The 23,733-nt window shown below is 63.0% G+C and carries 22 protein-coding genes and 1 tRNA gene; 20 read left to right on the top strand and 3 right to left on the bottom strand.

Annotated features, from left to right (window positions below; genetic code table 11):
• Window positions 1-44: 44 nt before the first annotated feature.
• Window positions 45-129 (bottom strand) — tRNA-Leu (locus tag ACHWUQ_RS09690).
• Between the two features lie 19 nt (window positions 130-148).
• On the opposite strand from ACHWUQ_RS09690, the gene rnr reads away from it, so the two are divergent.
• Both rnr and ACHWUQ_RS09680 read left to right on the top strand, forming a co-directional pair.
• A complete protein-coding gene (gene rnr, locus ACHWUQ_RS09685) occupies window positions 149-2,458 on the top strand; it encodes a ribonuclease R (protein WP_312408635.1) in 2,310 nt (769 codons plus the stop codon).
• 93 nt (window positions 2,459-2,551) lie between these two features.
• Entirely contained in the window at window positions 2,552-3,310 is a 759-nt protein-coding gene (locus ACHWUQ_RS09680) for an SDR family oxidoreductase (RefSeq protein WP_394680997.1), read from the top strand.
• 16 nt (window positions 3,311-3,326) lie between these two features.
• On the opposite strand, the gene ACHWUQ_RS09675 is transcribed toward ACHWUQ_RS09680, so the two are convergent.
• A complete protein-coding gene (locus tag ACHWUQ_RS09675; RefSeq protein ID WP_394680996.1) occupies window positions 3,327-4,904 on the bottom strand; it encodes an NAD(P)H-hydrate dehydratase in 1,578 nt (525 codons plus the stop codon).
• 59 nt (window positions 4,905-4,963) lie between these two features.
• Window positions 4,964-6,220 carry an FAD-dependent oxidoreductase gene (locus ACHWUQ_RS09670; RefSeq protein ID WP_312408640.1) on the bottom strand — a complete coding sequence of 419 codons (1,257 nt, stop codon included), beginning with the start codon at window positions 6,218-6,220 and terminating at the stop codon, window positions 4,964-4,966.
• A 414-nt stretch (window positions 6,221-6,634) separates the two neighbouring features.
• Between ACHWUQ_RS09670 and rpsB the strand changes: the two genes are divergently transcribed.
• From rpsB to ACHWUQ_RS09580, 18 genes are all read left to right on the top strand, one after another.
• Window positions 6,635-7,387: a 30S ribosomal protein S2 gene (gene rpsB / locus ACHWUQ_RS09665; RefSeq protein ID WP_239811593.1), complete on the top strand. Its 753-nt coding sequence runs from the start codon at window positions 6,635-6,637 to the stop codon at window positions 7,385-7,387.
• Between the two features lie 113 nt (window positions 7,388-7,500).
• Window positions 7,501-8,391: a translation elongation factor Ts gene (gene tsf / locus ACHWUQ_RS09660; RefSeq protein ID WP_239811594.1), complete on the top strand. Its 891-nt coding sequence runs from the start codon at window positions 7,501-7,503 to the stop codon at window positions 8,389-8,391.
• A 78-nt stretch (window positions 8,392-8,469) separates the two neighbouring features.
• Window positions 8,470-9,189 carry a UMP kinase gene (gene pyrH, locus ACHWUQ_RS09655; protein WP_230771098.1) on the top strand — a complete coding sequence of 240 codons (720 nt, stop codon included), beginning with the start codon at window positions 8,470-8,472 and terminating at the stop codon, window positions 9,187-9,189.
• A gap of 49 nt (window positions 9,190-9,238) precedes the next feature.
• Complete coding sequence (frr, locus tag ACHWUQ_RS09650) at window positions 9,239-9,799, top strand: ribosome recycling factor (protein WP_021026558.1); 561 nt, start codon at window positions 9,239-9,241, stop codon at window positions 9,797-9,799.
• Window positions 9,800-9,826: 27 nt separating this feature from the next.
• Complete coding sequence (uppS, locus tag ACHWUQ_RS09645; protein ID WP_312524887.1) at window positions 9,827-10,540, top strand: polyprenyl diphosphate synthase; 714 nt, start codon at window positions 9,827-9,829, stop codon at window positions 10,538-10,540.
• Between the two features lie 61 nt (window positions 10,541-10,601).
• On the top strand, window positions 10,602-11,456 hold the full coding sequence (locus tag ACHWUQ_RS09640) for a phosphatidate cytidylyltransferase (RefSeq protein WP_394680995.1): 855 nt from the start codon (window positions 10,602-10,604) through the stop codon (window positions 11,454-11,456).
• Between the two features lie 8 nt (window positions 11,457-11,464).
• Entirely contained in the window at window positions 11,465-12,643 is a 1,179-nt protein-coding gene (gene ispC, locus ACHWUQ_RS09635) for a 1-deoxy-D-xylulose-5-phosphate reductoisomerase (RefSeq protein ID WP_312455585.1), read from the top strand.
• A gap of 55 nt (window positions 12,644-12,698) precedes the next feature.
• Window positions 12,699-14,060 carry an RIP metalloprotease RseP gene (rseP, locus tag ACHWUQ_RS09630; RefSeq protein WP_394680994.1) on the top strand — a complete coding sequence of 454 codons (1,362 nt, stop codon included), beginning with the start codon at window positions 12,699-12,701 and terminating at the stop codon, window positions 14,058-14,060.
• 104 nt (window positions 14,061-14,164) lie between these two features.
• Window positions 14,165-16,405, top strand: coding sequence for an outer membrane protein assembly factor BamA (bamA, locus tag ACHWUQ_RS09625; protein ID WP_394680999.1), 2,241 nt, complete (start codon window positions 14,165-14,167; stop codon window positions 16,403-16,405).
• Complete coding sequence (locus tag ACHWUQ_RS09620; RefSeq protein WP_021026564.1) at window positions 16,405-16,926, top strand: OmpH family outer membrane protein; 522 nt, start codon at window positions 16,405-16,407, stop codon at window positions 16,924-16,926. The genes bamA and ACHWUQ_RS09620 overlap by 1 nt, the downstream gene beginning before the upstream one ends.
• A 13-nt stretch (window positions 16,927-16,939) precedes the next feature.
• The gene (gene lpxD / locus ACHWUQ_RS09615) at window positions 16,940-17,926 is read left to right on the top strand and encodes a UDP-3-O-(3-hydroxymyristoyl)glucosamine N-acyltransferase (RefSeq protein WP_312455536.1); all 987 of its coding nucleotides are present in this window, start codon (window positions 16,940-16,942) and stop codon (window positions 17,924-17,926) included.
• Window positions 17,927-17,938: 12 nt separating this feature from the next.
• Window positions 17,939-18,379 carry a 3-hydroxyacyl-ACP dehydratase FabZ gene (gene fabZ, locus ACHWUQ_RS09610; RefSeq protein ID WP_021026566.1) on the top strand — a complete coding sequence of 147 codons (441 nt, stop codon included), beginning with the start codon at window positions 17,939-17,941 and terminating at the stop codon, window positions 18,377-18,379.
• A 6-nt stretch (window positions 18,380-18,385) separates the two neighbouring features.
• On the top strand, window positions 18,386-19,186 hold the full coding sequence (gene lpxA, locus ACHWUQ_RS09605) for an acyl-ACP--UDP-N-acetylglucosamine O-acyltransferase (protein ID WP_239811602.1): 801 nt from the start codon (window positions 18,386-18,388) through the stop codon (window positions 19,184-19,186).
• A gap of 17 nt (window positions 19,187-19,203) precedes the next feature.
• Window positions 19,204-20,367 carry a lipid-A-disaccharide synthase gene (gene lpxB, locus ACHWUQ_RS09600; protein ID WP_394680993.1) on the top strand — a complete coding sequence of 388 codons (1,164 nt, stop codon included), beginning with the start codon at window positions 19,204-19,206 and terminating at the stop codon, window positions 20,365-20,367.
• Complete coding sequence (gene rnhB, locus ACHWUQ_RS09595; protein WP_369458669.1) at window positions 20,339-20,974, top strand: ribonuclease HII; 636 nt, start codon at window positions 20,339-20,341, stop codon at window positions 20,972-20,974. Before lpxB ends, rnhB begins: the two co-directional genes overlap by 29 nt.
• A gap of 45 nt (window positions 20,975-21,019) precedes the next feature.
• On the top strand, window positions 21,020-21,808 hold the full coding sequence (locus ACHWUQ_RS09590; protein ID WP_394680992.1) for a TrmH family RNA methyltransferase: 789 nt from the start codon (window positions 21,020-21,022) through the stop codon (window positions 21,806-21,808).
• 308 nt (window positions 21,809-22,116) lie between these two features.
• Window positions 22,117-23,304: a glutamine-hydrolyzing carbamoyl-phosphate synthase small subunit gene (carA, locus tag ACHWUQ_RS09585; RefSeq protein WP_312408676.1), complete on the top strand. Its 1,188-nt coding sequence runs from the start codon at window positions 22,117-22,119 to the stop codon at window positions 23,302-23,304.
• Between the two features lie 61 nt (window positions 23,305-23,365).
• On the top strand, window positions 23,366-23,725 hold the full coding sequence (locus tag ACHWUQ_RS09580; RefSeq protein WP_312408677.1) for a hypothetical protein: 360 nt from the start codon (window positions 23,366-23,368) through the stop codon (window positions 23,723-23,725).
• The last annotated feature ends 8 nt before the right edge of the window (window positions 23,726-23,733 follow it).

Below are 23,733 nucleotides of genomic sequence, written 5' to 3'. Positions count from 1 at the left end.
GAAACGAAAAAACCCGCTTTCGCGGGTTTGATCACTTTGAGTTGTGGTGCCCAGGAGAGGACTCGAACCTCCACGGAGTTACCCGCTAGTACCTGAAACTAGTGCGTCTACCAATTCCGCCACCTGGGCATTTCAGGAAAGAATCAGATTGTATATCAAAAAAACGGCTTCCAAAACAGGAGCAGATAATTTGTCAGAAGAAATTGAAGGTGTAGTCCAAGGCCACCGTGAAGGCCACGGTTTTGTGATCCGGGATGACAACGAGAGCGACATCTACATCCCGGCCAATGAAATGCGCGCCGTACTGCACCGCGATCGGGTCCGCGCCCGCATCGTGCGCACCGACCGCCGGGGACGTCCCGAAGGTCGCATTGTTGAAATCATCGAGCGCTCTGCGCAGCCCATCATTGGCCGCCTGCTGCAGGAAAGCGGCGTCTGGCTCGTGGCTCCGGAAGACAAGCGCTACGGCCAGGATGTGCTGATCCCCAATGGCGCGATCGGCGCCGCCAAGACCGGCCAGGTCGTCGTGGTCGAATTGACCGAGCCGCCGGCCTTGTTCGGCCAGCCCGTGGGCCGCGTGGTCGAGGTGCTGGGCGAGATCGACGACCCCGGCATGGAAATCGAGATTGCGGTGCGCAAATATGGCGTGCCCCATGAGTTCTCGGACGAGTGCCTGGCCTTGGCCAAGAAGCTTCCCGACAAGGTACGCCTGGCCGACCGCAAGGCCCGCATCGACCTGACCGATATCCCGCTGGTCACCATCGACGGCGAGGATGCGCGCGACTTTGACGATGCCGTGTACTGCGAACCCGCCAAAATCGGCCGCACCAAGGGCTGGCGCCTGTTGGTGGCGATTGCCGATGTGAGCCACTATGTGCAAAACGGCAATGCCATCGACGTCGATGCCTACGACCGTGCGACCAGCGTCTACTTTCCGCGCCGCGTGATCCCCATGCTGCCGGAGAAGCTCTCCAATGGCCTGTGCTCGCTGAACCCGAATGTGGACCGCCTGTGCATGGTGGCCGATATGCTGGTCACCGCCGATGGCGAGCTGCAGGCCTACCAGTTCTACCCCGCCGTGATGCACAGCCATGCCCGCTTTACCTATACCGAGGTGGCAGCCATCCTGGCCAACACCCGGGGTCAGGACGCGATCAAGCGCAAGGAGCGCGTGGCCGATCTGCTGAACCTGCATGACGTGTACAAGGCGCTGCTGTCGGCGCGGGGCCGCCGCGGCGCGGTGGATTTCGAGACCACCGAAACCCAGATCATCTGCGACGAGAACGGCCGCATCGAGAAAATCGTGCCGCGCACGCGCACCGAGGCCCACCGCCTGATTGAGGAGGCCATGCTGGCAGCCAATGTCTGCGCGGCAGATTTCATCCAGCAAAGCGGCCAGCCCGGGCTCTTCCGGGTGCACGAAGGCCCCACGCCCGAGAAGCAGGACATTCTGCGCGGCTACCTCAAGGCCATGGGGGTGGGCCTGTCGATCAGTGACGACCCGAGCCCGGCCGAGTTCCAGGCCATTGCCCAGGCCACCAAGGACCGGCCCGACGCCCAGCAGATCCACACCATGCTGCTGCGCTCGATGCAGCAGGCAATCTACACGCCGATCAACAGTGGCCACTTTGGCTTGGGCTACGAGGCCTATACCCACTTCACCAGCCCGATCCGCCGTTACCCCGATTTGCTGGTGCACCGCGTCATCAAGGCCGCGTTGCTGGGTAAGCGCTACCAGTTGCCGCTGCTGCCCACGCCGGGCGAGGCGGAGGCCAAGCTCGCCAAGCGCCTGGCCAGCCGCGTGGCGGCACCCAAGCAGAAGCTGCAGGCCGAGCGCGTGCAACGCGTATCGCGCGAAGTGCAGGCCTGGGAAGCAGCCGGCCTGCATTGCAGTGCCAATGAGCGCCGTGCCGATGAGGCCAGCCGCGATGTCGAGGCCTGGCTCAAGTGCAAGTACATGCGCGAGCACCTGGGCGAGGAATACAGCGGCATGGTGTCTGCGGTTACCTCGTTCGGCCTGTTCGTGACCTTGGATCAGCTCTATGTCGAAGGCCTGATCCATATCACCGAGCTGGGTGGCGATTATTTCCGCTTTGACGAGATGCGCCAGGAGCTGCGTGGCGAGCGCACCGGCATCCGCTACACGATCGGTACGCGCCTGCAGATCCAGGTCAGCCGTGTGGATTTGGATGCGCGCAAGATCGACTTCCGTCTGGTGCGCGAGGGCGAGGATGCGGCCCGTGCCCCGGCCTCCAACGCCCGCGCGGCCAACAAGGTGGCATCGTCGCCTTCGAGCCGCCAGCGCGAGGGCCGCGATGAAGCCTATGACGCCCAGCGCGCCAGCCTCAAGCGCAAGGCCAAGGGCGCCGCGCACGGTGCCGGCAAGCCGCGTGGCAACGACCGCGGTGCCGGCGCCAGCAAACAACCGGGACAGAAGACCCCGCGCAAACGCCGCTGATCTGCTGTGAATTCACTATGATCGAAGCCAGGCCATCCCAGCGATGGCCTGGCTTTTTTGTTCACTGAGCTGAGAACTTTCCAAGGAGTACGGATGACCGAGAAGACGCGCAAGATTGCAGTGGTGACTGGTGCGGGCACCGGGATTGGCCGCGCAGCGGCGCTGGCATTGATGAAGGATGGCTGGTCCGTCGTGCTGGCGGGCCGCCGCGAGCAGCCTTTGCAGGAGGTGGCCAGCCATGCGGCAGATGCAGGCCAGGCCTTGGTGGTGCCCACCGACGTGGCCGACCCGGTTGCCGTGAAGGCCTTGTTCGATGCAGCGGTGGCCCGGTTTGGCCGCGTGGACATGCTGTTCAACAACGCCGGGCGCGGCGCGCCTGCGGTGCCGATCGATGAGCTGCCGGTCGAGACCTGGCAGGATGTCGTCAATGTGAACCTCAATGGCATGTTCTATTGCCTGCAGCAGGCCTTCCGCGTGATGCGCCAGCAGTCGCCGATGGGCGGCCGCATCATCAACAACGGCTCGATCTCGGCCCATGCGCCCCGGCCCATGTCCATTGCCTATACGGCCACCAAGCATGCCGTGATGGGCCTGACCAAGACTGCCGCGCTCGATGGCCGCAAGTACGACATCGCCGTGGGCCAGATCGACGTGGGCAATGCCGGCACCGAGCTGGCGATGCGCATGACCCAGGGCGTCATGCAGGCGCATGGCGAGATAGCGCCCGAGCCGTTGATGGATGTGGACGTGGTGGGCCAGTCGGTGCTCTACATGGCCAATCTGCCGCCGCAATGCAATGTGCTGTTCCACACGGTGATGGCCACCAAGATGCCCTTTGTTGGGCGTGGCTGAGCCGGTTGGTGGATGGTCAGCCTGGCCGTTGCAGGCTGCGCGCCAGGCGCGATGCCGTCAGCATCCGCGCTGGCGGCCAGGTGTCGGCGGCATGGCCGTGCAGCCAGACGGCATTGAGCAGCGGCTGCCAGGCCTGCGCCCAACTGCAGCCGGGCGGAAGGGCCGCCAGGTGCGCGCCAATGCAGCCGGCCAGCACGTCGCCGGTGCCGCCAATCGACAGGCGGGCATTGCCGCTGTGGTTGATCGCATAGCGCCCATCCGGCGCGGCGATGACCGAGCCGCTGCCCTTGAGCACCACGAGGCACTGCCATTGCCGCGCCGCCTGGCGTGCGGCGCCAATGCGGTCACGCTGAACCTGTTCGGTGCTGCTGCCCAGCAGGCGCGCCAGCTCCAGCGGATGGGGTGTGAGCACTGTCGGGCCGGCCGTATCGGCCTGGGCTGCCCGTTGCAGCAGCGCTTGCTGCAGTGCCGGTTGGGTGGCCATGGCGTTGAGCGCATCGGCATCCAGCACCAGGCTGCCCGCATGCTGCAAGACCTGGGGGAGCACTCCGGCCACCAGGCTGCCGCCACCGCAGCCGCACACCAGGCTGCCGCGCAAGGCGCGCGTGGCCTCCAGCGACCGGAGCATGATGTCCGCTGCAATGCCCGCAGGTCTGGGCGATGCGGGGTTGCTGCCCAGCAGGTGCAGCATGACCCTGCCAGCGCCCGCATGCAGCGCCGCGCTGGCGGCCAGCATGGCGGCGCCTTCCATGCCCTGGCCATCGTGGCTGGCGCTTTGGCCGCCGATCACCGCGACATCGCCAAACAGGCCTTTGTGGCTGTTGTGGGTGGGTAATGGCGTTTGAGCTTGGGTGACCAAATGACCGGTGCCTGAGGGGGCATCGATGCCAGCGGCAGGCATCTGGTCACAGCGCCAAACCGGGTTCTGCGCCAGCAGCGGTGCCAGCCAGACCTCGCCCGCCCAGTCGCGCCCCTGCAAGGTAAAAAGCCCGGGCTTGAGTGCCAGCATGCTGAGCGTGAAGCGGCGCCCTCGGGGTGCTTGCGGTGCCAGCGGCGCCAGCCAGGGCAGCCAGGCGCCGGTATCGGCCAGCAGGCCCGAGGGGGTGTCGATGCACAGCACATCGCGATCGGTGTCCAGCAGGCGTTGCAGCCAGGCCCGCACGGGGCCTTCGGCGGGGGTGCTGCGGTCGGCGCGCAGGCCCATCCCCCATAGCGCATCGATCGCCAGGTCGAAATGCGCGGGTGGCTGGTCGCTGACGGCCAGGCCTGCTGCCTGGGCGCGTTGCCGCGCATGGGCGGCATCGGTGGGCAGGGCCTTGCCGGCGCTGGGCTGCAGGCTGATATGCACGGTCTTGCCGGCGGCCTGCAGATGGATGGCGGCCTCCAAGCCGTCGCCGCCGTTGTTGCCGGCACCGCACACCACCCAGACATGCCGGGCATGTGGCGCGATCGCCAGTGCCAGGCGTGCCGTGGCTGCGCCGGCGCGGGCCATCAGGCTGTAGTGGGGCAGCGTGCGGGCCAGCGATTGCTCGCGCTCGCGCACCTGGTCGCTGGATAGCAGGGCGGGGTAGGGCAGTGCGGCAGTAGCAGGCATGGCGCTATCGTAGCGCAGGTGTAGCGCAGGCACGGGCCGCCGATGGCCGGCGCGGCGCGTCAGCGCAGGCGTTGCAGGTCCAGCGCAGCGGGGTCGGTGCTGGTGCTCTGCCCGGTCATCAACTGGCGCACATGGTGGGCGCAGCCCATCGACAATCCCCAGCCAAAGCCGCCATGGGCGGTATTGAGCCAGATGCCCGGAATGCCGGACGCGCCCACCACCGGCAGGCCGTCGGGAACGGTCAAACGTGCGCCGCGCCACATCTGCAAGATGGATTGGCTGGGCTGGATGCAGCCCGGGAACCACTCCAGCAGCACGCTGATGAGCGCGTGGCGTGCGTCATCGCTGCGCTCCGGGCTGTCGGGGTAGCCCAGTTCGGCACCGCCGCTGATGCGCAGGCGTGAACCCTGGCGGGTCAGGATCATGTTGTTTTCCAGATCGATGACCGCGCGGCGGGGAGCCAGGGACTCCTCACTGATCTGGATGCTGGCACTGTAGCTATAGATAGGGGCACTGGGCAGCTGCACATGGTGCGGACGCAGCAACTGGTTGGTGTGGGTGCCGGCGCAGAGCACCACGGCATCAAAATCCTGCGAGCCGCTCGCCCATTGCAGGCGCACGCCACTGCCTGTGCTCTGGATGCCGCTGATGGCGTGCTGGGTGTGCAGCTGCAGCCCATGCGTTTGCAGCGCTTGCAGCAGCCCTTGTGAAAACAGGCGCCCGTTGCCCGACCAGGCTTCAGGCAGGTACAGGGCGCCGGCGATCTGTATCTCGGTGGCCAGGCCCGGCTCGATCGCGCGGGTCTCTGCCTCGTTGCAACGCTGGTAGTCAATGTGCGCGGCCGACAGGCGGCGGGTCAGCTCGTACAGTGCTGCTGCGCTGGGCTCCTTGCGCAGCGGCAGCAGCAGCCCTTGGCTGAACTGGCCGTTGATGTCCAGCATTTCCTGCAGGTGTTGCATGCGCTGCATGGCCAGCAGTTCCAGCGACTGCAGTGCAGGAAGGACTTCACTGTCGCGCAGCTTCTTGGCCACCGCCTGCTGCCGGCGCGCCCAGCGGCGCGGTGAAGACAGCACGCCGCCGTGGATCTGCAATTCCGAAAATGCCGGGCGCGCCAGGCCCAGTTGCAGCGCCTGCTGAAACGCCGTTGCGCCCCATGGATTGATCGCGCAGGGCCACATCAGCCCTGAAGGGGCAAAGCTGGCTTCCTCGCCGGCTGCCCGGTGCTGTTCGAAAACACTGACCTCGTTGCCGGCTTCCATCAGCTCGAACGCAGTTGCTATACCTGCAATGCCTGCTCCAACGATCGCAATCTTCATAACAACAAAAACAGGGGGCCATTCATAGAGTGGGGCACGGCGCCTGCAAGCATTTGCAAAAGCCGTGCGTTCGAGTGCCAGATTGTGCCCAGTTTTTTGCAATGCCCGTTGTAAGGGTAGCCACTGTGGCTCAAAAAACGCAAGCAATCGTCAAGCTGAGTGCGCCTGGCTGGTGGTTCATGGGATGTGGGAGGGGCGGGCAGATCGCCAGCTGCTCTGGAAGGCGGGTGCGACTTCTTCGCGGCCCACTTCAGACTATGTTAGAATCCTAGGGTTTTGCCGAGTGTAGCTTGCTGCATCGGTTCAAAACGAAATCGCAAACCTGCCTACCTAAGGTGTTGCGGCATGCGGTGCGCAGGCACGGCGGCCGTGATAGTTGGGCAGAATTTTAGACCTAACCTTCGGAGAAGATATATGTCCGTTACGATGCGCGAGATGCTGGAAGCCGGCGTCCACTTTGGCCACCAAACCCGTTTCTGGAACCCCAAGATGGGCCAGTACATTTTCGGTAGCCGCAACAAGATTCACATCATCAACCTGGAAAAGACCCTGCCTCTGTTCCAGGACGCACAAAAGTTCATCAAGCAGCTGTCGGCCAACCGCGGCACGATTCTGATGGTGGGCACCAAGCGCCAAGCGCGCGAAATCCTGGCCACCGAAGCACAACGTGCTGGCGTGCCTTACGTCGACCAGCGCTGGTTGGGCGGCATGCTGACCAACTTCAAGACCGTCAAGACCTCGATCAAGCGTCTGAAGGACATGAAGGCGCAGCAAGAAGCCGGTCTGGAATCGATGAGCAAGAAAGAGCAGCTGATGTTTGCTCGTGAGCTGGAAAAGCTGGAAAAGGACATCGGCGGCATTCAAGACATGAACGCGCTGCCTGACGCCATTTTCGTGATCGACGTGGGCTACCACAAGATTGCCATCGCTGAAGCCAAGAAGCTGGGCATTCCTCTGATCGGCGTGGTTGACACCAACCACAACCCAGAAGGTATCGACTACGTGATCCCTGGTAACGATGACTCGGCCAAGGCTGTGGAGCTGTATGCTCGCGGTATCGCCGACGCCATCCTGGAAGGCCGTGCCAACGCCGTGAACGACGTGGTCAAGGCTGCTTCCGGCGAAGAAGGCGACGAGTTTGTGGAAGTGGAAAACACCGCTGCTTAATCCACAGGGCTGCCCATTGGGCCGCGAATGAAAAGCGGGGCTCCACATCAGCCCCGTTTTTTTTACCTACGTTTCCACAATCACCCCAACTGAACTGAATACGGAGAGAGAAAATGGCAATTACCGCAAGCATGGTGGCAGAACTGCGCGCTAAGACCGACGCGCCCATGATGGAATGCAAGAAGGCACTGACCGAGGCTGATGGCGACATGGCCAAGGCTGAAGAGCTGCTGCGCGTCAAGCTGGGCACCAAGGCCGGCAAGGCAGCATCGCGTATTGCCGCTGAAGGCGTGATCGCCGCAGTGGTGGAAGGCAACACCGGCGCAATCATCGAAGTCAACAGCGAAACCGACTTCGTCTCCAAGAACGACAGCTTCATCGCTCTGGCCAACGCAGCGGCCAAGCTGGTGTCCGAAAAGAACCCTGCCGACGTGGCAGCCCTGAGCGCACTGGCTTACGAGCAAGACGGCTTTGGCCCCACCCTGGAAGACGTGCGCAAGGGCCTGGTCGGCAAGATCGGCGAGAACATGTCGTTCCGCCGCTTCAAGCGCTTCGAAGGCAGCAACCTGGCGCTGTACCTGCACGGCACCCGCATCGGTGTGGTGGTGGAGTTCGAAGGCGACGCACAAGCGGCCAAGGACGTGGCAATGCACGTGGCTGCGATGAAGCCCGTGGCGCTGACCAGCGCTGATGTGCCTGCCGAGCTGATCGAAAAGGAACGCACCGTCGCTGCCGCCAAGGCTGAAGAGTCGGGCAAGCCTGCTGACATCGCTGCCAAGATGGTGGACGGCGCTGTGCAGAAGTACCTCAAGGAAGTCTCGCTGTTCAACCAGGTCTTCGTGAAGGCCGCTGACGGCAAGCAGACCGTTGAGCAAATGCTCAAGGCCGCCAACACCTCGATCAAGGGCTTCACGCTCTACGTGGTGGGTGAGGGCATTGAGAAGAAGGTGGATGACTTCGCTGCCGAGGTCGCCGCGCAGGTTGCGGCCGCCAAGGGCCAGTAATCATCCTGACAAAGGGGCTACGGCCCCTTTGTTTCACCTATCGTTTTTTCCCCATCCCCACACCTGGAGCTCTCCACCATGTCCCAAAGCCCTGCCCACAAGCGCATTCTTCTCAAACTCTCCGGTGAAGCTCTGATGGGGGATGATGCTTTCGGCATCAACCGCGCCACCATCGTGCGCATGGTCGAGGAGATTGCCGAGGTGACGCGGCTGGGCGTGGAAGTCGCTGTCGTGATCGGCGGCGGCAATATTTTCCGTGGTGTGGCCGGCGGCTCGGTCGGCATGGACCGTGCCACTGCCGATTACATGGGCATGCTCGCGACGGTGATGAATGCGCTGGCGCTGGCTGATGCGATGGACAAGCAGGGCCTGACCGCCCGCGTGATGTCGGCCATCGGTATCGAGCAGGTGGTGGAGCCCTATGTGCGCCCCAAGGCGCTGCAGTACCTCGAAGAGGGCAAGGTCGTGGTGTTTGCCGCTGGTACCGGCAACCCCTTCTTCACCACCGATACCGCAGCGGCGCTGCGCGGCGCTGAAATTGGCGCAGAATTGGTGCTCAAGGCCACCAAGGTCGATGGCGTCTACACGGCCGATCCGATGAAGGATCCCAATGCCACGCTCTACACCAAGCTGAGTTTCGATGAAGCCATGAACCGCAACCTGGGCATCATGGATGCCACGGCCTTTGCCCTGTGCCGCGATCAGAAACTGCCTATCCGTGTATTCTCGATCATCAAGAGCGGCGCGCTCAAGCGCGTGGTGATGGGCGAAGAAGAGGGCACGCTGGTGTACGCCTGACCGGCGGCTGGCGTGTGCAAGTGCAGAATGTGGTAGTTAGGAGTTGACAATGACAGTCGCAGAAATCAAGAAGAATCTCGAAGGCAAGATGGACCAATCGATTGCCGCGTTCAAGAACAACCTGACCAAGATCCGCACCGGCCGCGCCAATCCCGCGCTGCTGGACACCATCCAGGTTGACTACTACGGCTCGATGATGCCGCTGTCGCAGGTGGCCAATGTGGCCTTGATCGACAGCCGCACCATCAGCGTGACGCCTTGGGAGAAGGCGATGGCGGCCAAAGTGGAAAAGGCTATCCGCGAAAGCGACCTGGGCCTGAACCCCGCCTCGATGGGCGACCTGATCCGCGTGCCGATGCCTCCGATGAGCGAGGAGCGCCGCAAGGAGATGACCAAGCTGGTCAAGGCCGAAGGCGAAAACGCCAAGATCGCCATCCGCAACCTGCGCCGCGATGCCAACGAAGGCGTCAAGAAGCTGGTCAAGGACAAGGAAGCATCGGAAGACGACCAAAAGCGCTCCGAAGCCGAGGTGCAGAAGATCACCGACAAGCACATCCAGCTGATCGACCAGCTGGTGGTCGAAAAAGAAAAAGACATCATGGCGGTCTGATCCAGATCTGGATCTGCTTTTCCGCGCATGACTGCTGCTGTATTACCGCACCACATTGCCATCGTGATGGATGGCAATGGCCGGTGGGCCAAACGCCGTTTTCTGCCTCGCCTGGCGGGCCACAAGCAAGGGGTGGACTCGCTGCGCCGCTGCGCCAAGGCCTGTGCCGAGCGCGGCGTCAAGGTGCTGACCGTGTTTGCCTTTTCTTCCGAGAACTGGAACCGGCCCACCGACGAGGTCGATGGCCTGATGAACCTGCTGGCCGGCGCGCTGGCCAAGGAAGTGCCATCGCTGGCCCGGGACGGCATCCGCCTGTTCTTTGTCGGCGACCGGGCCTCCCTGTCTGCCAAGGTGCAGGCGGGGCTGGCGCAGGCCGAGCAGGCGACGGCCCACAATGACCGCATGGTGCTCAATGTCTGCTTCAACTATGGCGGCCGCTGGGACATTGCCCAGGCGGCAGCCAAGCTGGCTGCAGCGGGCCAGCCGATCACCGAAGGGGCGCTCAACGATGCGATGGCGCTGGCCCATGTGCCTGACCCCGATCTGCTGATCCGAACGGGTGGCGAGATGCGCATCAGCAATTTTCTGCTGTGGCAATCGGCCTATTCGGAGCTGTATTTCAGTGACAAGTGGTGGCCTGATTTTGACGAGCAGGCCTTGGACGAGGCGATTGGTGAATTCCAGCGGCGTGAGCGCCGCTTTGGCAAGATCTCCGAGCAGCTGGTCCAGTCCCCCTCGTAGTACGCCTACTGCTGATGCCTGGCACGCCAGGCATCAGTTTTCTTTTTTCCAGGAGATCAATTTGCTCAAACAACGCATCATTACGGCCATTGTTCTCCTGCTGATCCTGGTGCCCGCGATTGCTGCGGGCAATCCCGTTCCGTTTGCGGCGCTGATGCTGCTGGCCGTGGTCGCCGCTGCCTGGGAGTGGGGGCGTCTCAATGGTCTGCAGGGCATGGCTGCCTACGGCCTGGGCGCCGTTGCGCTGCTGCTGTGTGGCACCGCCTGGGCCCTCGGGTGGACGCAGGCTCCGCTGCCTGGCGTGTGGCTGGTGGCCGGGGCCGCCTGGGTGCTGCTGGCCGCCTATCTGCTCAAGGCCGGCGTGCCGGGTTGGGCGCCCATTCCGCGCGCGCTGCGCCTGGTGGTCGGTGTGCTGGCGCTGTGGGTGGCCTGGCTGGCCATCGCGCAGGCCAAGTGGATCGGCGTCAACTTCCTGCTGTCGCTGTTTGCGCTGGTGTGGATGGCCGACATTGGTGCCTATTTTGCAGGCCGCCAGTTCGGGCTGCGTTTCACCAGGAACAAGCTGGCGCCTGCCATCAGCCCGGGCAAAAGCTGGGAAGGGGTTTGGGGCGGCGCACTGGGTGTGCTGCTGATGGCCCTGGTGTGGAGCTGGGCGGACCGCCATTTTGGCGCGCAGGTGCCCAGCCTCTACAGCCGGCTCTGGGATTTTTCGCCGTGGCTGATGGTGCTGTCCTGCGTGTTTCTGGCCGGCATGAGCGTTGCAGGTGACCTGGTGGAGTCGCTGGTCAAGCGCAGCGCGGGCATGAAGGACAGCAGCCAGCTGCTGCCGGGCCATGGCGGTGTGCTCGACCGCATCGATGCGATCCTGCCCACCGTGCCGTTGGCGCTGATGCTGCTGCAATTTTTGGATAAGTGAACCTCGCGATGACCATGCAAGTTACCGTGCTCGGATCGACGGGCTCGATTGGAACCAATACGTTGGATGTGGTGGCGCGCCACCCCGATCTGTACCGCGTCTTTGCGCTGAGCGCGCATTCGCGCGTGGACCTGATGCTCGCGCAGTGCCTGCAGTTCCAGCCACGCTATGCGGTGATGACCAGTGCCACGGCCGCCTCGGCATTACGCGAAGGCCTGCGGGCCGCGGGCAGCCGGGTCGACGTGCTGGAAGGTGAGGCAGCGCTGGAAATGGTGGCCTCCCACAGCGATGTGCATGCGGTGATGGCCGCCATCGTCGGCGCCGCAGGCCTGCGCCCTGCAATGGCCGCAGCCAAGGCCGGCAAGCGCCTGATGCTGGCCAACAAGGAAGCGCTGGTCGTCGGCGGCCAGCTCTTCATGGATGCCGTCGCCGATGGTGGCGCAACCTTGCTGCCCATCGACAGCGAGCACTCGGCCATCTTCCAGTGCCTGCCGGAAGACCCTGCGGTCTGGCCCCAACGGGTGGACCACATCATCCTGACGGCCTCGGGCGGTCCGTTCCGCACCCGCGAGCCATCGAGCTTGCGCGATGTGACGCCGCAGCAAGCCGGCAACCACCCCAACTTTGCGATGGGCCGCAAGATCTCGATCGACTCGGCCACGATGATGAACAAGGCGCTGGAGGTGATCGAGGCGCGCTGGCTGTTCAACCTGCAGCCCGAGCAGATCCAGGTGGTCATCCATCCGCAGCAGATCGTGCATTCGATGGTGCAGTTCCGCGATGCCTCGGTACTGGCCCAACTCGGTACGCCCGATATGCGCGTACCGATCGCCTGTGGCCTGGCCTGGCCCGAGCGTGTGGCCAGCGGGGCCGCGCCACTGGATTTCGCCAAGCTCTCGGCGCTGACCTTTGAAGAGGCCGATGCACGGCGTTTTCCCGGCTTGCACCTGTCATGGCAGGCGCTGCGCGCGGCGGAAGGCACCACGACGGTGCTCAATGCGGCCAACGAGGTCGCGGTGGCCGCTTTTCTGGATGGCCGCATGCGCTTTGACCAGATCTACCAGATCAATGCACAGGCACTCGACGGCGTGCTGCCGCAGGCGCCCGGCAGCATTGACGCACTGCTTGCGCTGGATGCCGAGGTGCGTTGCTACGCCGAAGCGCGCATTGCAGAGCTGGCCGTCTGACAGGGCTATTGCCCGGCTCAGTAGAATCGCGTTTTTCAAAGCAAGGGCTTGAGCAATGTTGACCGTTGTTGCATTTGTCGTTGCGCTGGCCATTTTGATCGCCGTGCACGAATATGGTCACTACCGTGTGGCGGTCGCCTGCGGGGTGAAGGTGCTGCGTTTTTCGCTGGGGTTTGGCCGCCCGCTGCTGCGCTGGAAGAAGAAGGGCGCGGACACCGAATTTGTCATCAGCGCGATTCCGCTGGGCGGCTATGTGCGCATGCTCGACGAGCGTGAGGCACCGGTTGCCGCGCACGAGCGCCACCTGGCCTTCAATGTGCAGCCGCTGCGCGCGCGTGCGGCCATCGTTGCCGCCGGGCCGCTGGCCAATCTGCTGCTGGCTGTGCTGCTGTATGCCTGCGTGAACTGGGTGGGCGTGCGCGAGCCGGCCGCCATTGTCGGCACGCCGCCGGCTGCCAGCCTGCTGGCCCAGGCTGGCATGCAAGGCGGCGAAGAAATCGTGTCCATGGGTTACCCGGATGCGGAGCCTGAAGCCGTGCGCTCGCTGGACGACCTGCGCTGGTTTGTGGCCCAGGCTGCGCTGGGCGGCAAGGATGTGGTGCTCAGCGCGCGCCCAGGTGCTGGTGCTGCAGAGCGCAGCTACCGCTTGCCGCTGTCCAGCATCGATGCCCGCGAGGCCGACGCCAAGCTCATCGAAAAGATTGGTCTGACCCACCCCTGGTCCGATGCGGTGCTCGGCGATTTTGAAGCCGGCAGTGCCGCCGCACAATCGGCGCTGCGCAAGGGGGACAAGGTGCTGTCCATCGACGGCGTGCGCGTGGGCGATGGCGGCGAGCTGCGCCGCATGATCCGTGCATCGGGCGAGCAGGGCGTGCCTGCCTTGCAGGACTGGCTGGTGTCGCGCAACGGCGCGCAGCTGCATGTACCGGTGCAACTGACGCAAAGCGAGGACAAGGGCAGCAAGATTGGCCGTCTGGGCGCCTTTATCGGTTCGCCGCCAGCGATGGTCGATGTGCGCTACGGCGTCTGGGAAGGCTTTGCCCGGGGAGTGCAAAAGACCTGGGAGGTCTCGGCGCTGACGGTCAAGATGATGGCCAAGATGGTCATTGGCCAGGCCTCGCTGCAGAACATCAGCGGACCGCTGACGATCGCCGAATACGCAGGCAAGTCCGCCGAGGTCGGCATCACCCAATACCTGGCCTTTTTGGCGCTGATCAGTGTCAGTCTGGGCGTGCTCAATCTGCTGCCGCTGCCGGTGCTCGATGGCGGTCACCTGATGTATTATCTTTGGGAGGCTGTCACTGGCAAGCCACCCACCCTGCAATGGATGGAGCGCTTGCAAAAAGGCGGTGTCGCCGTTTTGCTGCTCATGATGTGCATTGCGTTCTTTAACGATTTGTCTCGGCTCTTGGGCTGACTTTCTTGGCCCTGCTGCATAATGAGCGGCTCTGGTTGCTATCACAAATGACATATTCCATCCCTTCTTCGCTTCTTCGCAAGACCACGGCTGCAGCTGCCTTGATGCTGCTTGCCAAGCTGTCGTGGGCTTTGGACCCGTTCACCATCCAGGACATTCGTGTGGAAGGCCTGCAGCGTGTGGAGCCCGGCACCATCTTCGCCTCCATGCCGCTGCATGTCGGCGACGACTACAACGACGAAAAGGGATCGGCAGCCATTCGCTCCTTGTTTGCGCTGGGTCTGTTCAAGGACGTGCGTCTGGAGGCCAATGGCAATGTGCTGGTCGTCGTCGTGGAAGAGCGTCCCACCATCGCCAATGTCGACTTCCTGGGCACCAAGGAGTTCGACAAGGACGCGATGAAAAAGGCCATGCGTGACGTGGGTCTGACCGAAGGCCGCCCCTACGACAAGGCGCTGACCGACCGCGCCGAGCAGGAGCTCAAGCGCCAGTACATCAACAAGAGCCTGTATGCGGCCGAGGTGGTGACCACGGTGACGCCTATCGAGCGTAACCGCGTGAACCTGACGTTCACCGTGACCGAAGGCGATGCAGCCAAGATCAAGGAAATCCATATCTCCGGTAACAAGGACTTCAAGGAATCGACCTTGACCGACCTGTTCGACCAGGACACCGGTGGCTGGCTGAGCTGGTATACCAAGAGCGACCGCTACTCCAGCACCAAGTTCAATGCCGACCTGGAGACGCTCAAATCCTATTACCTGTCGCGCGGCTACCTGGAGTTCCGCATCGACTCGACCGAAGTGTCGATCTCGCCGGACAAGGAACGTATCTCGATCAATCTGCAGATCTACGAAGGCCCCAAGTACGTGGTCTCGGGTGTCAAACTCGAAGGCAATTACCTGGAGCGTGAGGACGAATTCAAGTCGCTGATCTCGATCAAGCCCGGTGAGCCCTACAACGCCGACCGCGTGACCGAAACCACCAAGCGCTTCACTGACCACTTCGGCACCTTTGGCTATGCGTTCTCGCGCGTCGAAGCCGTGCCCGAGATCGACCGTGAAAACAACCGTGTCGAGCTGGTGCTGAAAGCCGAGCCATCGCGCCGTGCCTATGTGCGCCGCGTGAACGTGGCCGGCAACAACCGCACGCGTGACGAAGTGGTGCGCCGCGAAGTGCGCCAGTACGAAGCCTCCTGGTACGACTCGGACAAGATCAAGCTCTCGCGCGACCGCGTCGACCGTCTGGGTTTCTTCAACGATGTCGCGATCGACACGCAAGAAGTGCCTGGCGCGCCGGACCAGGTCGATGTCAATGTGACCGTGCAGGAAAAGCCCACCGGTTCGCTGCAGCTGGGTGCCGGTTACTCCAGCGCTGAGAAGGTCTCGCTGACCTTCGGCATCAAGCAGGAAAACGTGTTCGGCTCGGGCAACTACCTGGGCATCGATGTCAACACCAGCAAGTACCACCGCACCCTGGTGGTGAGCACGACCGATCCGTACTTCACGCCGGACGGTATCTCGCGCACCTACGACATGTACTACCGCACCGACCGTCCTTATGACGAGCAGGGCGGCAACTACCAGATCGTGACCACTGGTGCCAGCGTGCGCTTCGGCATTCCGTTCAGCGAACTCGATACCATCTATGTCGGCGGCGGTCTGGAGAACACCCGCATCAAGCTGGGTACCAACATGCCGGCGGCCTACCTGGACTATGCAACGCGCTATGGCGATACCAGCCTGAACTTCCCGCTGACCCTGGGCTGGTCGCGCGACAGCCGCGACAGCGCGCTGGCGCCCAACTCGGGCCGGTTCCAGAAGCTGAACTCCGAATGGTCGCTGTTCGGTGATGCCCGCTACCTGAAGGGCAACTACCAGATCCAGCAGTACCTGCCGCTGAACAAGCGCTACACGATTGCGCTCAACGGTGAAGCCGGTTGGGGCAAGGGCATGGGCGGCAAGGCCTTCCCGGTGTTCAAGAACTACTTCTCGGGTGGCCTGGGATCGGTGCGCGGCTTCGAGCAAAATACGCTCGGCCCCCGTGACGTGACGGGCGCCACCCTGGGCGGTGCGAAGAAGGTGACGCTGAACGCCGAGTTCATCGGGCCCATGCCGGGCACCGGAAACGACCGCACCTTCCGCTGGTTTGCCTTTGTGGATGCGGGCAATGTCTGGGGTGATGAGCAGGATTTGAAACTGAATGAAATGCGTGCGTCTGCAGGTATCGGGTTGAGCTGGATTTCCCCACTGGGACCGCTGCGTTTGGCTTATGCTCAGCCAATTCGCAAATTCGCAGGCGATAAAATCCAGAAATTGCAATTCCAAATCGGAACATCTTTCTAATGAAAACCGTATCTCGTTCTTTCCCATTGCTGGTGTTGGCAGCAGCGCTGTCTTTTGGCGCTGCAGCGCAGGCCCAAGAGTTCAAGGCAGGTTTCGTCAATACGGATCGCATCTTCCGCGAAGCCAATGCTGCCAAGGCTGCGCAAACCAAGCTGGAGGCCGAGTTCTCCAAGCGTGAAAAGGATCTGCTGGACCAGGGCAACGCCCTGAAGACCGCCGGCGAAAAGTTTGAGCGCGACGCGCCTACGCTGTCCGAAAGCCAGCGCGTGACGCGCCAGCGCCAGCTGGTGGACCAGGACCGTGAGTTCCAGCGCAAGCGCCGCGAGTTCCAGGAAGACCTCAGCGCCCGCAAGAGCGAAGAGCTGTCGCAGGTGCTCGAGCGCGCCAACAAGGTCGTCAAGCAAGTGGCCGAGCAGGAAAAGTACGATGTGGTGCTGCAAGAAGCGGTCTACATCAACCCCAAGTTCGACATCACCGAAAAGGTTCTCAAGGCCCTGAACGCCTCTGCCCCCGCCAAGTAAGACGGGGTTACGCGTGAGCCTGCAGCTTGTTCAGATCATGGAGGTCCTGGGAGGGACGCTTGAGCAAGGAGATCCAGCGATGGAGATCCAGGCCATTGCCTCGCTGGAAGATGCCGGTCCCCAGGATTTCAGTTTCCTCAGCAACCCCAAGCTGCAAGCCCAGATGCTGGCCTCCAAGGCCGGTTGCATTGCGGTCAGTGCGCAGATGCAGGAGCAGGCCCGCCAGCGTGGTGGTGCCTACCTGGTGGTTGACAACCCCTATCTGTACTTTGCGCGGCTGACGCAGCTGTGGCGCAAGCACCATGCAATACGCCCGGTGCCCGCCGGTATCCACCCGTCTGCGGTGGTGGAAGAGGGTGCCATCGTGCACCCTTCTGCGTCCATTGGGCCGCTGTGCCATGTCGCCAGTGGTGCCGTCATCGGTGCCGATTCGGTGCTGACCTCGCGCGTGACCGTAGGGGCGGACTGTGTGCTGGGCGAGCGGGTGCTGGTGCAGCCAGGCGCGGTCATCGGTGGCGACGGCTTTGGCTTTGCCAACGAGCGTGGGCGCTGGATCAAGATCGAGCAGCTCGGTGGGGTGCAGATCGGTGACGATGTCGAGATCGGATCCAATACCTGCATCGATCGCGGCGCACTGCGGGACACCATCATTGCCAATGGCGTGAAGATCGACAACCAGGTCCAGATCGGCCATAACGTCGAGATTGGCGAGCATTCGGCGATGGCTGGCTGCGTCGGCATCGCCGGAAGTGCCAAAATCGGGCGCCAATGCACGATTGGAGGCGCTGGAATGATTCTGGGCCACCTGGAAATCGCCGACAATGTACACATCTCGGCGGCCACCGTGGTCAGTCGTTCGATCAGGCAGCCGGGTCAGTACACCGGCTTCTTCCCTATCGACGACAATGGCAGCTGGGAAAAGAACGCCGCTACCCTAAAACATCTCCATGCGTTGAGGGACCGAATCAAGGCCTTGGAGCAAACTCAGAAAAACGGCTAAGCCGAGTTCACAATGATGGATATTCAAGCAATTCTCAAGCAGCTGCCTCACCGCTACCCCTTTTTGCTGGTGGATCGTGTGCAAGAGCTTGAGCGCAACACCCGCATCAAGGCGATCAAGAACGTCACGTTCAACGAGCCGTTCTTCACCGGCCACTTCCCGGGCCGCCCTGTGATGCCTGGCGTGCTGATCCTCGAAGCCCTGGCCCAGGCAGCGGGCTTGCTGGCGTTTGACGCGATGGGCCAGGTGCCCGATGAAAACAACATCTACTATTTCGTCGGTATCGACTCTGCCCGCTTCAAGCGTCCGGTGGTGCCGGGAGACCAGCTGGTGCTGGAGATCACCATTGACCGCGTGCGCGGCGGTATCTGGAAGTTCAATGCGGTGGCCAGTGTCGAAGGCGAAGTTGCTGCTGAAGCACAGCTGATGTGCACGATGCGCCACGTGGAATAACGGTAGATGACGGCGGTCAGTTCCATCCACCCCACAGCGATCGTTGACCCTGCGGCCCAGTTGCACCCTACGGTGTCAGTTGGGCCGTACGCAGTTATTGGCCCCCAGGTTTGCATTGGCGCCCACACGAAGGTGGGGGCGCACACGGTGATCGAGGGCATTACCACGATCGGTGAGTCCAACGTGATCCATTCGCATGCCGCGTTGGGCGGCATGCCGCAAGACAAGAAATACGCAGGCGAACCGACCCGGCTGGTGATCGGTGACCGCAACACCATCCGCGAGTTCTGCACCTTCAATACCGGCACCGCCCAGGACGGCGGCGTGACCCGTGTCGGCGACGATAACTGGATCATGGCCTATGTGCACATTGCGCATGACTGCCAGGTCGGCAACCAGACCATTCTGGCCAACAATGCCACCCTGGCCGGTCACGTGCATGTGGCTGACTGGGCCATTATTGGAGGCCTGTCGGGCGTGCACCAGTTCACCAAGGTCGGCGCCCATGTGATGGCCGGTTTTGCCAGCCATATCAGCCAGGATGTGCCCCCATTCTGCATGGTCGATGGCCACCCGCTGGCTGTGCGCGGCCTGAACCTCGAAGGCTTGCGCCGGCGCGGTTTCAGCGCCGAGCGGCTGGCGGTCATCAAGCAGGCCTACCGGCTGCTGTACCGCAGCGGCCTGACCTTGCAGGCGGCGGTTGAAGCGCTGGACAACCTGCAGGGCAGCTGCGAGGCTGAAGCCCAGGCCGATGTTCAGTTGATGCTCGACTTTCTGCAGCAATCCAAGCGCGGCATTGTGCGCTGATGGCTGCCCCTGCCGCAATGGACAAGCCCCAGGACCTGTTTTTGGCGATGGTAGCCGGCGAGACCTCTGGTGACCTGCTTGCAGGCCTGGTGCTGCAGGGCCTGGCTGCCGATTTTCCCGGTATGCGCTCGGCCGGTATTGGCGGCCCGCGCATGGCCCAGGCCGGGTTTGATGCCTGGTGGCCCAGCGAGCGCCTGGCCGTGCATGGCTACAGTGCCGAACTGGTACGCCGCATCTGGGGCATTTTGCGCATCCGCAAGCAGTTGGTGCAGCGTCTGACCGCCGAGCCGCCCCGGTTGTTTGTCGGCGTGGATGCGCCGGATTTCAACCTCGGCGTGGAAGAGCGCTTGCGTGCCCAGGGCATCAAGACGGTGCATTTTGTCTGCCCCTCGATCTGGGCCTGGCGTCCCGAGCGGGTCGAGAAGATCCGCCGCTCGGCCGACCATGTGCTGTGCATCTTTCCGTTTGAGCCGGCCTTGCTGGCCCGGCACGGCATTGCGGGCACCTATGTTGGCCATCCGCTGGCCAACGTGATCCCGCTGCAGCCCAACCGTGCAGCGGCACGCCAGCAGCTTGGCTTGCCGCAGGACGGCGACGTGCTGGCCGTGCTGCCGGGCAGCCGGGCCTCGGAGGTCAGCTATATCGCCAAGCCGTTCTTTCTGGCCGCCGCACGGCTTTTGCAGGCGCGACCTTCGCTTACAATCGTCGTCCCTGCCGTTCCGGCTTTGCGCGCACGCATTGATGCGCTGGCTGCTGAATGCGGGATATTGGAGTGCATCCGTGTGCTCGATGGCCAGTCGCATCTGGCGCTGGAGGCCTGTGACTGTACGTTGATCGCCAGCGGTACCGCCACCTTGGAGGCGGCGCTGTTCAAGCGGCCGATGGTCATCAGCTACCACATGCACGCCATCAGCTGGCGCCTGATGCGCAGAAAGCAGTTGCAGCCCTGGGTTGGCTTGCCCAATATCCTGTGCCAAGACTTTGTCGTGCCCGAGCTTTTGCAAGAGGCGGCGACGCCTGAAGCCTTGGCCGAGGCGGTGGCGCAATGGTTGGACGCGCCGCGACTCGATCCCGCACGCCTGGCCCAGCTGGAGCAGCGTTTTCATGACCTGCACCTGGAACTGCGCAGGGATACCCCAAAGCTTGCTGCCGATGCCATCCAAAAAATTCTCTCTGCCTGACCAGGCCACCTTGCCCTGGCATCCGCCGGGCCTGGTGGCGGGCGTCGATGAGGCAGGGCGCGGCCCGCTGGCAGGGCCGGTGGTGGCTGCGGCCGTCATCCTCGATGAGCGCTCACCCATTGCCGGGCTGGCGGATTCGAAGAAGCTCACCGCGCGCACCCGCGAGCGCCTGTATGACGAGATCTGCGGCAAGGCGCTGTGCTGCTCGATTGCGATGGCGACCGTTGAAGAGGTCGATGGTCTCAATATCCTGCAGGCCACGATGCTGGCGATGCAGCGCGCGGTCCACGGCCTGCGCCTCAAGCCCGTGCGTGTGCTGGTCGATGGCAACCGCATTCCGCGTCTGGAGATGCCCGCCGAGGCGATTGTCAAAGGCGATGCATTGGTGCAGGCCATCTCGGCGGCATCGATTCTGGCCAAGGTGCATCGCGATCGCTGGTGCCAGGATATTGACCGGCTGTACCCGCAATACGGCTTTGCCGCTCACAAGGGGTATGGCACTGCGGTGCACCTGGCCGCGTTGCAGAGCTTTGGCGCCTGCCCGGAGCACCGCCGTTCGTTCTCACCGGTGGCCCAGGCCCTGGCCGTCGTCAAAACCGGCGCCTGACCGCCCTCGCTGTTGCGGGCGCCTGCCTGCGCAAAGGAATTCTCTGTGTCCCCTGCTGAGCACCCACCCGTTTTTATCCAGTCGCGTGACAATGCGCTGGTCAAGGATCTGCGCCGTTTGATGGAAGAAGGCGCGGCCTACCGCAAGCAGGGACGCTACTGGATCGAGGGCGACCACCTCTGCCGCGCAGCGCTGACGCGCGGCGTCAAGCCGGCCGTGGCCGTGTTCTCGGAGAAATTCTGGCAGTCGCCCGAGAACGTCTATGCCCATGCGGCTGCGCGCAACATCGTCATCGACACGGCCTTGCTCGCCAGCCTCAGCCCACTGCCATCGCCTGCGCCCTTCGGCTTTCTGATGGACCTGCCGGCTCAGCAGGCGAGCATCCAGCCCGGCATTGCGGCCGTGGTGCTTGACCGGGTCCAGGATGCGGGCAATGTGGGCTCCATCCTGCGCAGCGCCTCGGCCTTTGGTTTTGGCCAGGTGATTGCACTCAAGGGATCGGCAGCACTGTGGAGCGGCAAGGTGCTGCGCGCCGGCATGGGCGCGCATTTTGCGTTGCACCTGGTCGAGAATGCCTCCCAGGAGGACGTGCTGGCCTTGCAGCAACCGCTGTTGGTCACCAGCTCGCACCAGGGTGAGTGGCTGCACCGCGCCGCGCTGCCCTGGCCCTGCACCTGGGTCATGGGGCACGAGGGGCAGGGCGTGTCCGAGCCGCTGCAGGCGGCGGCACAGCACCATATCCGCATCACCCAGCCCGGTGGTGAGGAGTCGCTCAATGTAGGTGCTGCAGCGGCGATTTGCCTGCATGCCAGCGCCGCTGCACGCGCGGATTGACGCGCCACCCCGGACCCGGGCAGGCCGGATGATTCAGGGCTAATGAGTATGCGCTTTGCGTGTTTTATCTGGTATTTCTACGCTCTGCGTTGGTGTGTTGCTGCGCAGAGTGTGTAATTTTTGGCGATTTAGCCCGCAAATCATCCCTTGCACCCACTCAGATTGCAGCTTGCACGCTACAATGGGTGGCTTTCAAGTAATCACGTCGCCCGGCTGCACTCAAAGCAATCTCTCATAAGCACAGTCTTCGCGGTGATCCTCCGGGACGCCACAGACTCCGGGCGACCCGTAACCATCCGGAGAACCCAGTGTTTTTGTCTCAACAGAGCGCGTTTCCTCCCGCCATCCTGGCGCTCGCAGACGGCACGGTCTTTATTGGCAACTCAATCGGTGCGCAAGGCACCACGACCGGCGAAGTGGTGTTCAACACCGCGATGACCGGTTACCAGGAAATCCTCACCGACCCCAGCTACTGCCAGCAGATCGTGACACTCACGTATCCGCATATCGGCAACTACGGGATCAATGCGGAAGATATTGAGTCCGACAAAGTCTTTGCTGCTGGCCTGATCATCAAGAATCTGCCACTGCTGGCCAGCAATTTCCGAAGCACGGAAACCCTGTCGGAATACCTGATTCGCAGCAAGACGGTCTCCATCGCCAACATCGATACCCGCAAGCTCACCCGCCTGCTGCGCGACAAGGGTGCGCAAAACGGCGCCATCGTCGGTCTGGCCGCAGGCGAGCAGGTCTCGCAAGCACGCATCGATGAAGCCATTGCGGCCGCCCAGGCAGCGCCTAGCATGAAGGGCCTGGATCTGGCCAAGGTGGTCAGCGTGTCGCAGTCCTACGAATGGGTGCAGACCGAATGGCAACTGGCGCGTGCCGATGGCACGCCCGGCTACGGCAAGCTGCAGGACCATAGCTTCCACGTGGTCGCCTATGACTACGGCGTCAAGAAGAACATCCTGCGCATGCTGGCCGAGCGCGGCTGCCGCGTGACGGTGGTGCCGGCCCAGACGCCTGCCGCTGAAGTGCTGAAGTACCAGCCCGATGGCGTGTTCCTGTCGAACGGCCCCGGCGATCCAGAGCCTTGCGACTACGCGATCGACGCTGCGCGCAGCATCATGGACAGCGGCGTGCCGACCTTCGGTATCTGCCTGGGCCACCAGATCATGGCGCTGGCCTGCGGTGCCAAGACGTTCAAGATGCAAAACAGCCACCACGGTGCCAACCACCCTGTGAAGGACCTGGACTCGGGCCGCGTCTGCATCACCAGCCAGAACCATGGCTTTGCGGTGGACCTGGACACCTTGCCGGCCAACACCCGCGCCACGCATGTGAGCCTGTTCGATGGCACCTTGCAAGGCATGGAGCGTACCGACCGGCCTGCCTTCTGCTTCCAGGGTCACCCCGAAGCCTCGCCAGGCCCGCATGATGTGTCGTACCTGTTCGACCGTTTTGTGAAACTGATGCGCGAGCACAAGAAGGCCTGATGCCAGGCGCCTTCTGCCGCCGCCCGCGCCTGCGCACGATGAACCCAAGGAATATGCTGCCGTGAAACTTTTTTCTTTTCCTGTTGCCACCCTAGAAAAAGCGATCAGCAAGCGCGTCATGACCTTGCCGCCCGAACACAAGGAGTGGTTCATGGCGCGCTGGCAGCAAAAGCCCTATAAAAAATCATTCCTCGACAACAAGGCCTTGCCGCTGGTGACCATCGTGTCCAAGTGCAAGTCCATGTCGGACGAGGACTTCGACCAGGTGATGGCCGAGTGGGACGCCAAGTTCTACGAAGCCGAGGCGCAGGTACTGCGCCCCATGGTGCAAGGGGATGGTCTGCTGCAACTGATGCAGAAGAACCTGCCCGAGGCCCGTGTCCTGGCCATTTTGAACAAATTAGATACCGACCGCGTATAAACCCAGCG

Origin of the sequence: uncultured Comamonas sp. (assembly GCF_964277875.1) — a bacterium.
Lineage (GTDB): Bacteria > Pseudomonadota > Gammaproteobacteria > Burkholderiales > Burkholderiaceae_C > Comamonas > Comamonas sediminis.
The sequence above is the reverse complement of the archived record's forward strand: the minus strand, read 5'-3'. Positions and strand labels throughout refer to the sequence as shown.

Coding starts and splice junctions, on each gene's coding strand:
- frr (WP_021026558.1), top strand. CDS start 9,239: ATGACAGTCGCAGAAATCAAGAAGAATCTCGAAGGCAAGATGGACCAA.
- uppS (WP_312524887.1), top strand. CDS start 9,827: ATGACTGCTGCTGTATTACCGCACCACATTGCCATCGTGATGGATGGC.
- bamA (WP_394680999.1), top strand. CDS start 14,165: ATGCTGCTTGCCAAGCTGTCGTGGGCTTTGGACCCGTTCACCATCCAG.
- fabZ (WP_021026566.1), top strand. CDS start 17,939: ATGATGGATATTCAAGCAATTCTCAAGCAGCTGCCTCACCGCTACCCC.
- rseP (WP_394680994.1), top strand. CDS start 12,699: ATGTTGACCGTTGTTGCATTTGTCGTTGCGCTGGCCATTTTGATCGCC.
- ACHWUQ_RS09680 (WP_394680997.1), top strand. CDS start 2,552: ATGACCGAGAAGACGCGCAAGATTGCAGTGGTGACTGGTGCGGGCACC.
- tsf (WP_239811594.1), top strand. CDS start 7,501: ATGGCAATTACCGCAAGCATGGTGGCAGAACTGCGCGCTAAGACCGAC.
- ACHWUQ_RS09670 (WP_312408640.1), bottom strand. CDS start 6,220: ATGAAGATTGCGATCGTTGGAGCAGGCATTGCAGGTATAGCAACTGCG.
- lpxA (WP_239811602.1), top strand. CDS start 18,386: ATGACGGCGGTCAGTTCCATCCACCCCACAGCGATCGTTGACCCTGCG.
- lpxB (WP_394680993.1), top strand. CDS start 19,204: ATGGACAAGCCCCAGGACCTGTTTTTGGCGATGGTAGCCGGCGAGACC.
- ispC (WP_312455585.1), top strand. CDS start 11,465: ATGACCATGCAAGTTACCGTGCTCGGATCGACGGGCTCGATTGGAACC.
- ACHWUQ_RS09675 (WP_394680996.1), bottom strand. CDS start 4,904: ATGCCTGCTACTGCCGCACTGCCCTACCCCGCCCTGCTATCCAGCGAC.
- rnhB (WP_369458669.1), top strand. CDS start 20,339: ATGCCATCCAAAAAATTCTCTCTGCCTGACCAGGCCACCTTGCCCTGG.
- rpsB (WP_239811593.1), top strand. CDS start 6,635: ATGTCCGTTACGATGCGCGAGATGCTGGAAGCCGGCGTCCACTTTGGC.
- ACHWUQ_RS09620 (WP_021026564.1), top strand. CDS start 16,405: ATGAAAACCGTATCTCGTTCTTTCCCATTGCTGGTGTTGGCAGCAGCG.
- pyrH (WP_230771098.1), top strand. CDS start 8,470: ATGTCCCAAAGCCCTGCCCACAAGCGCATTCTTCTCAAACTCTCCGGT.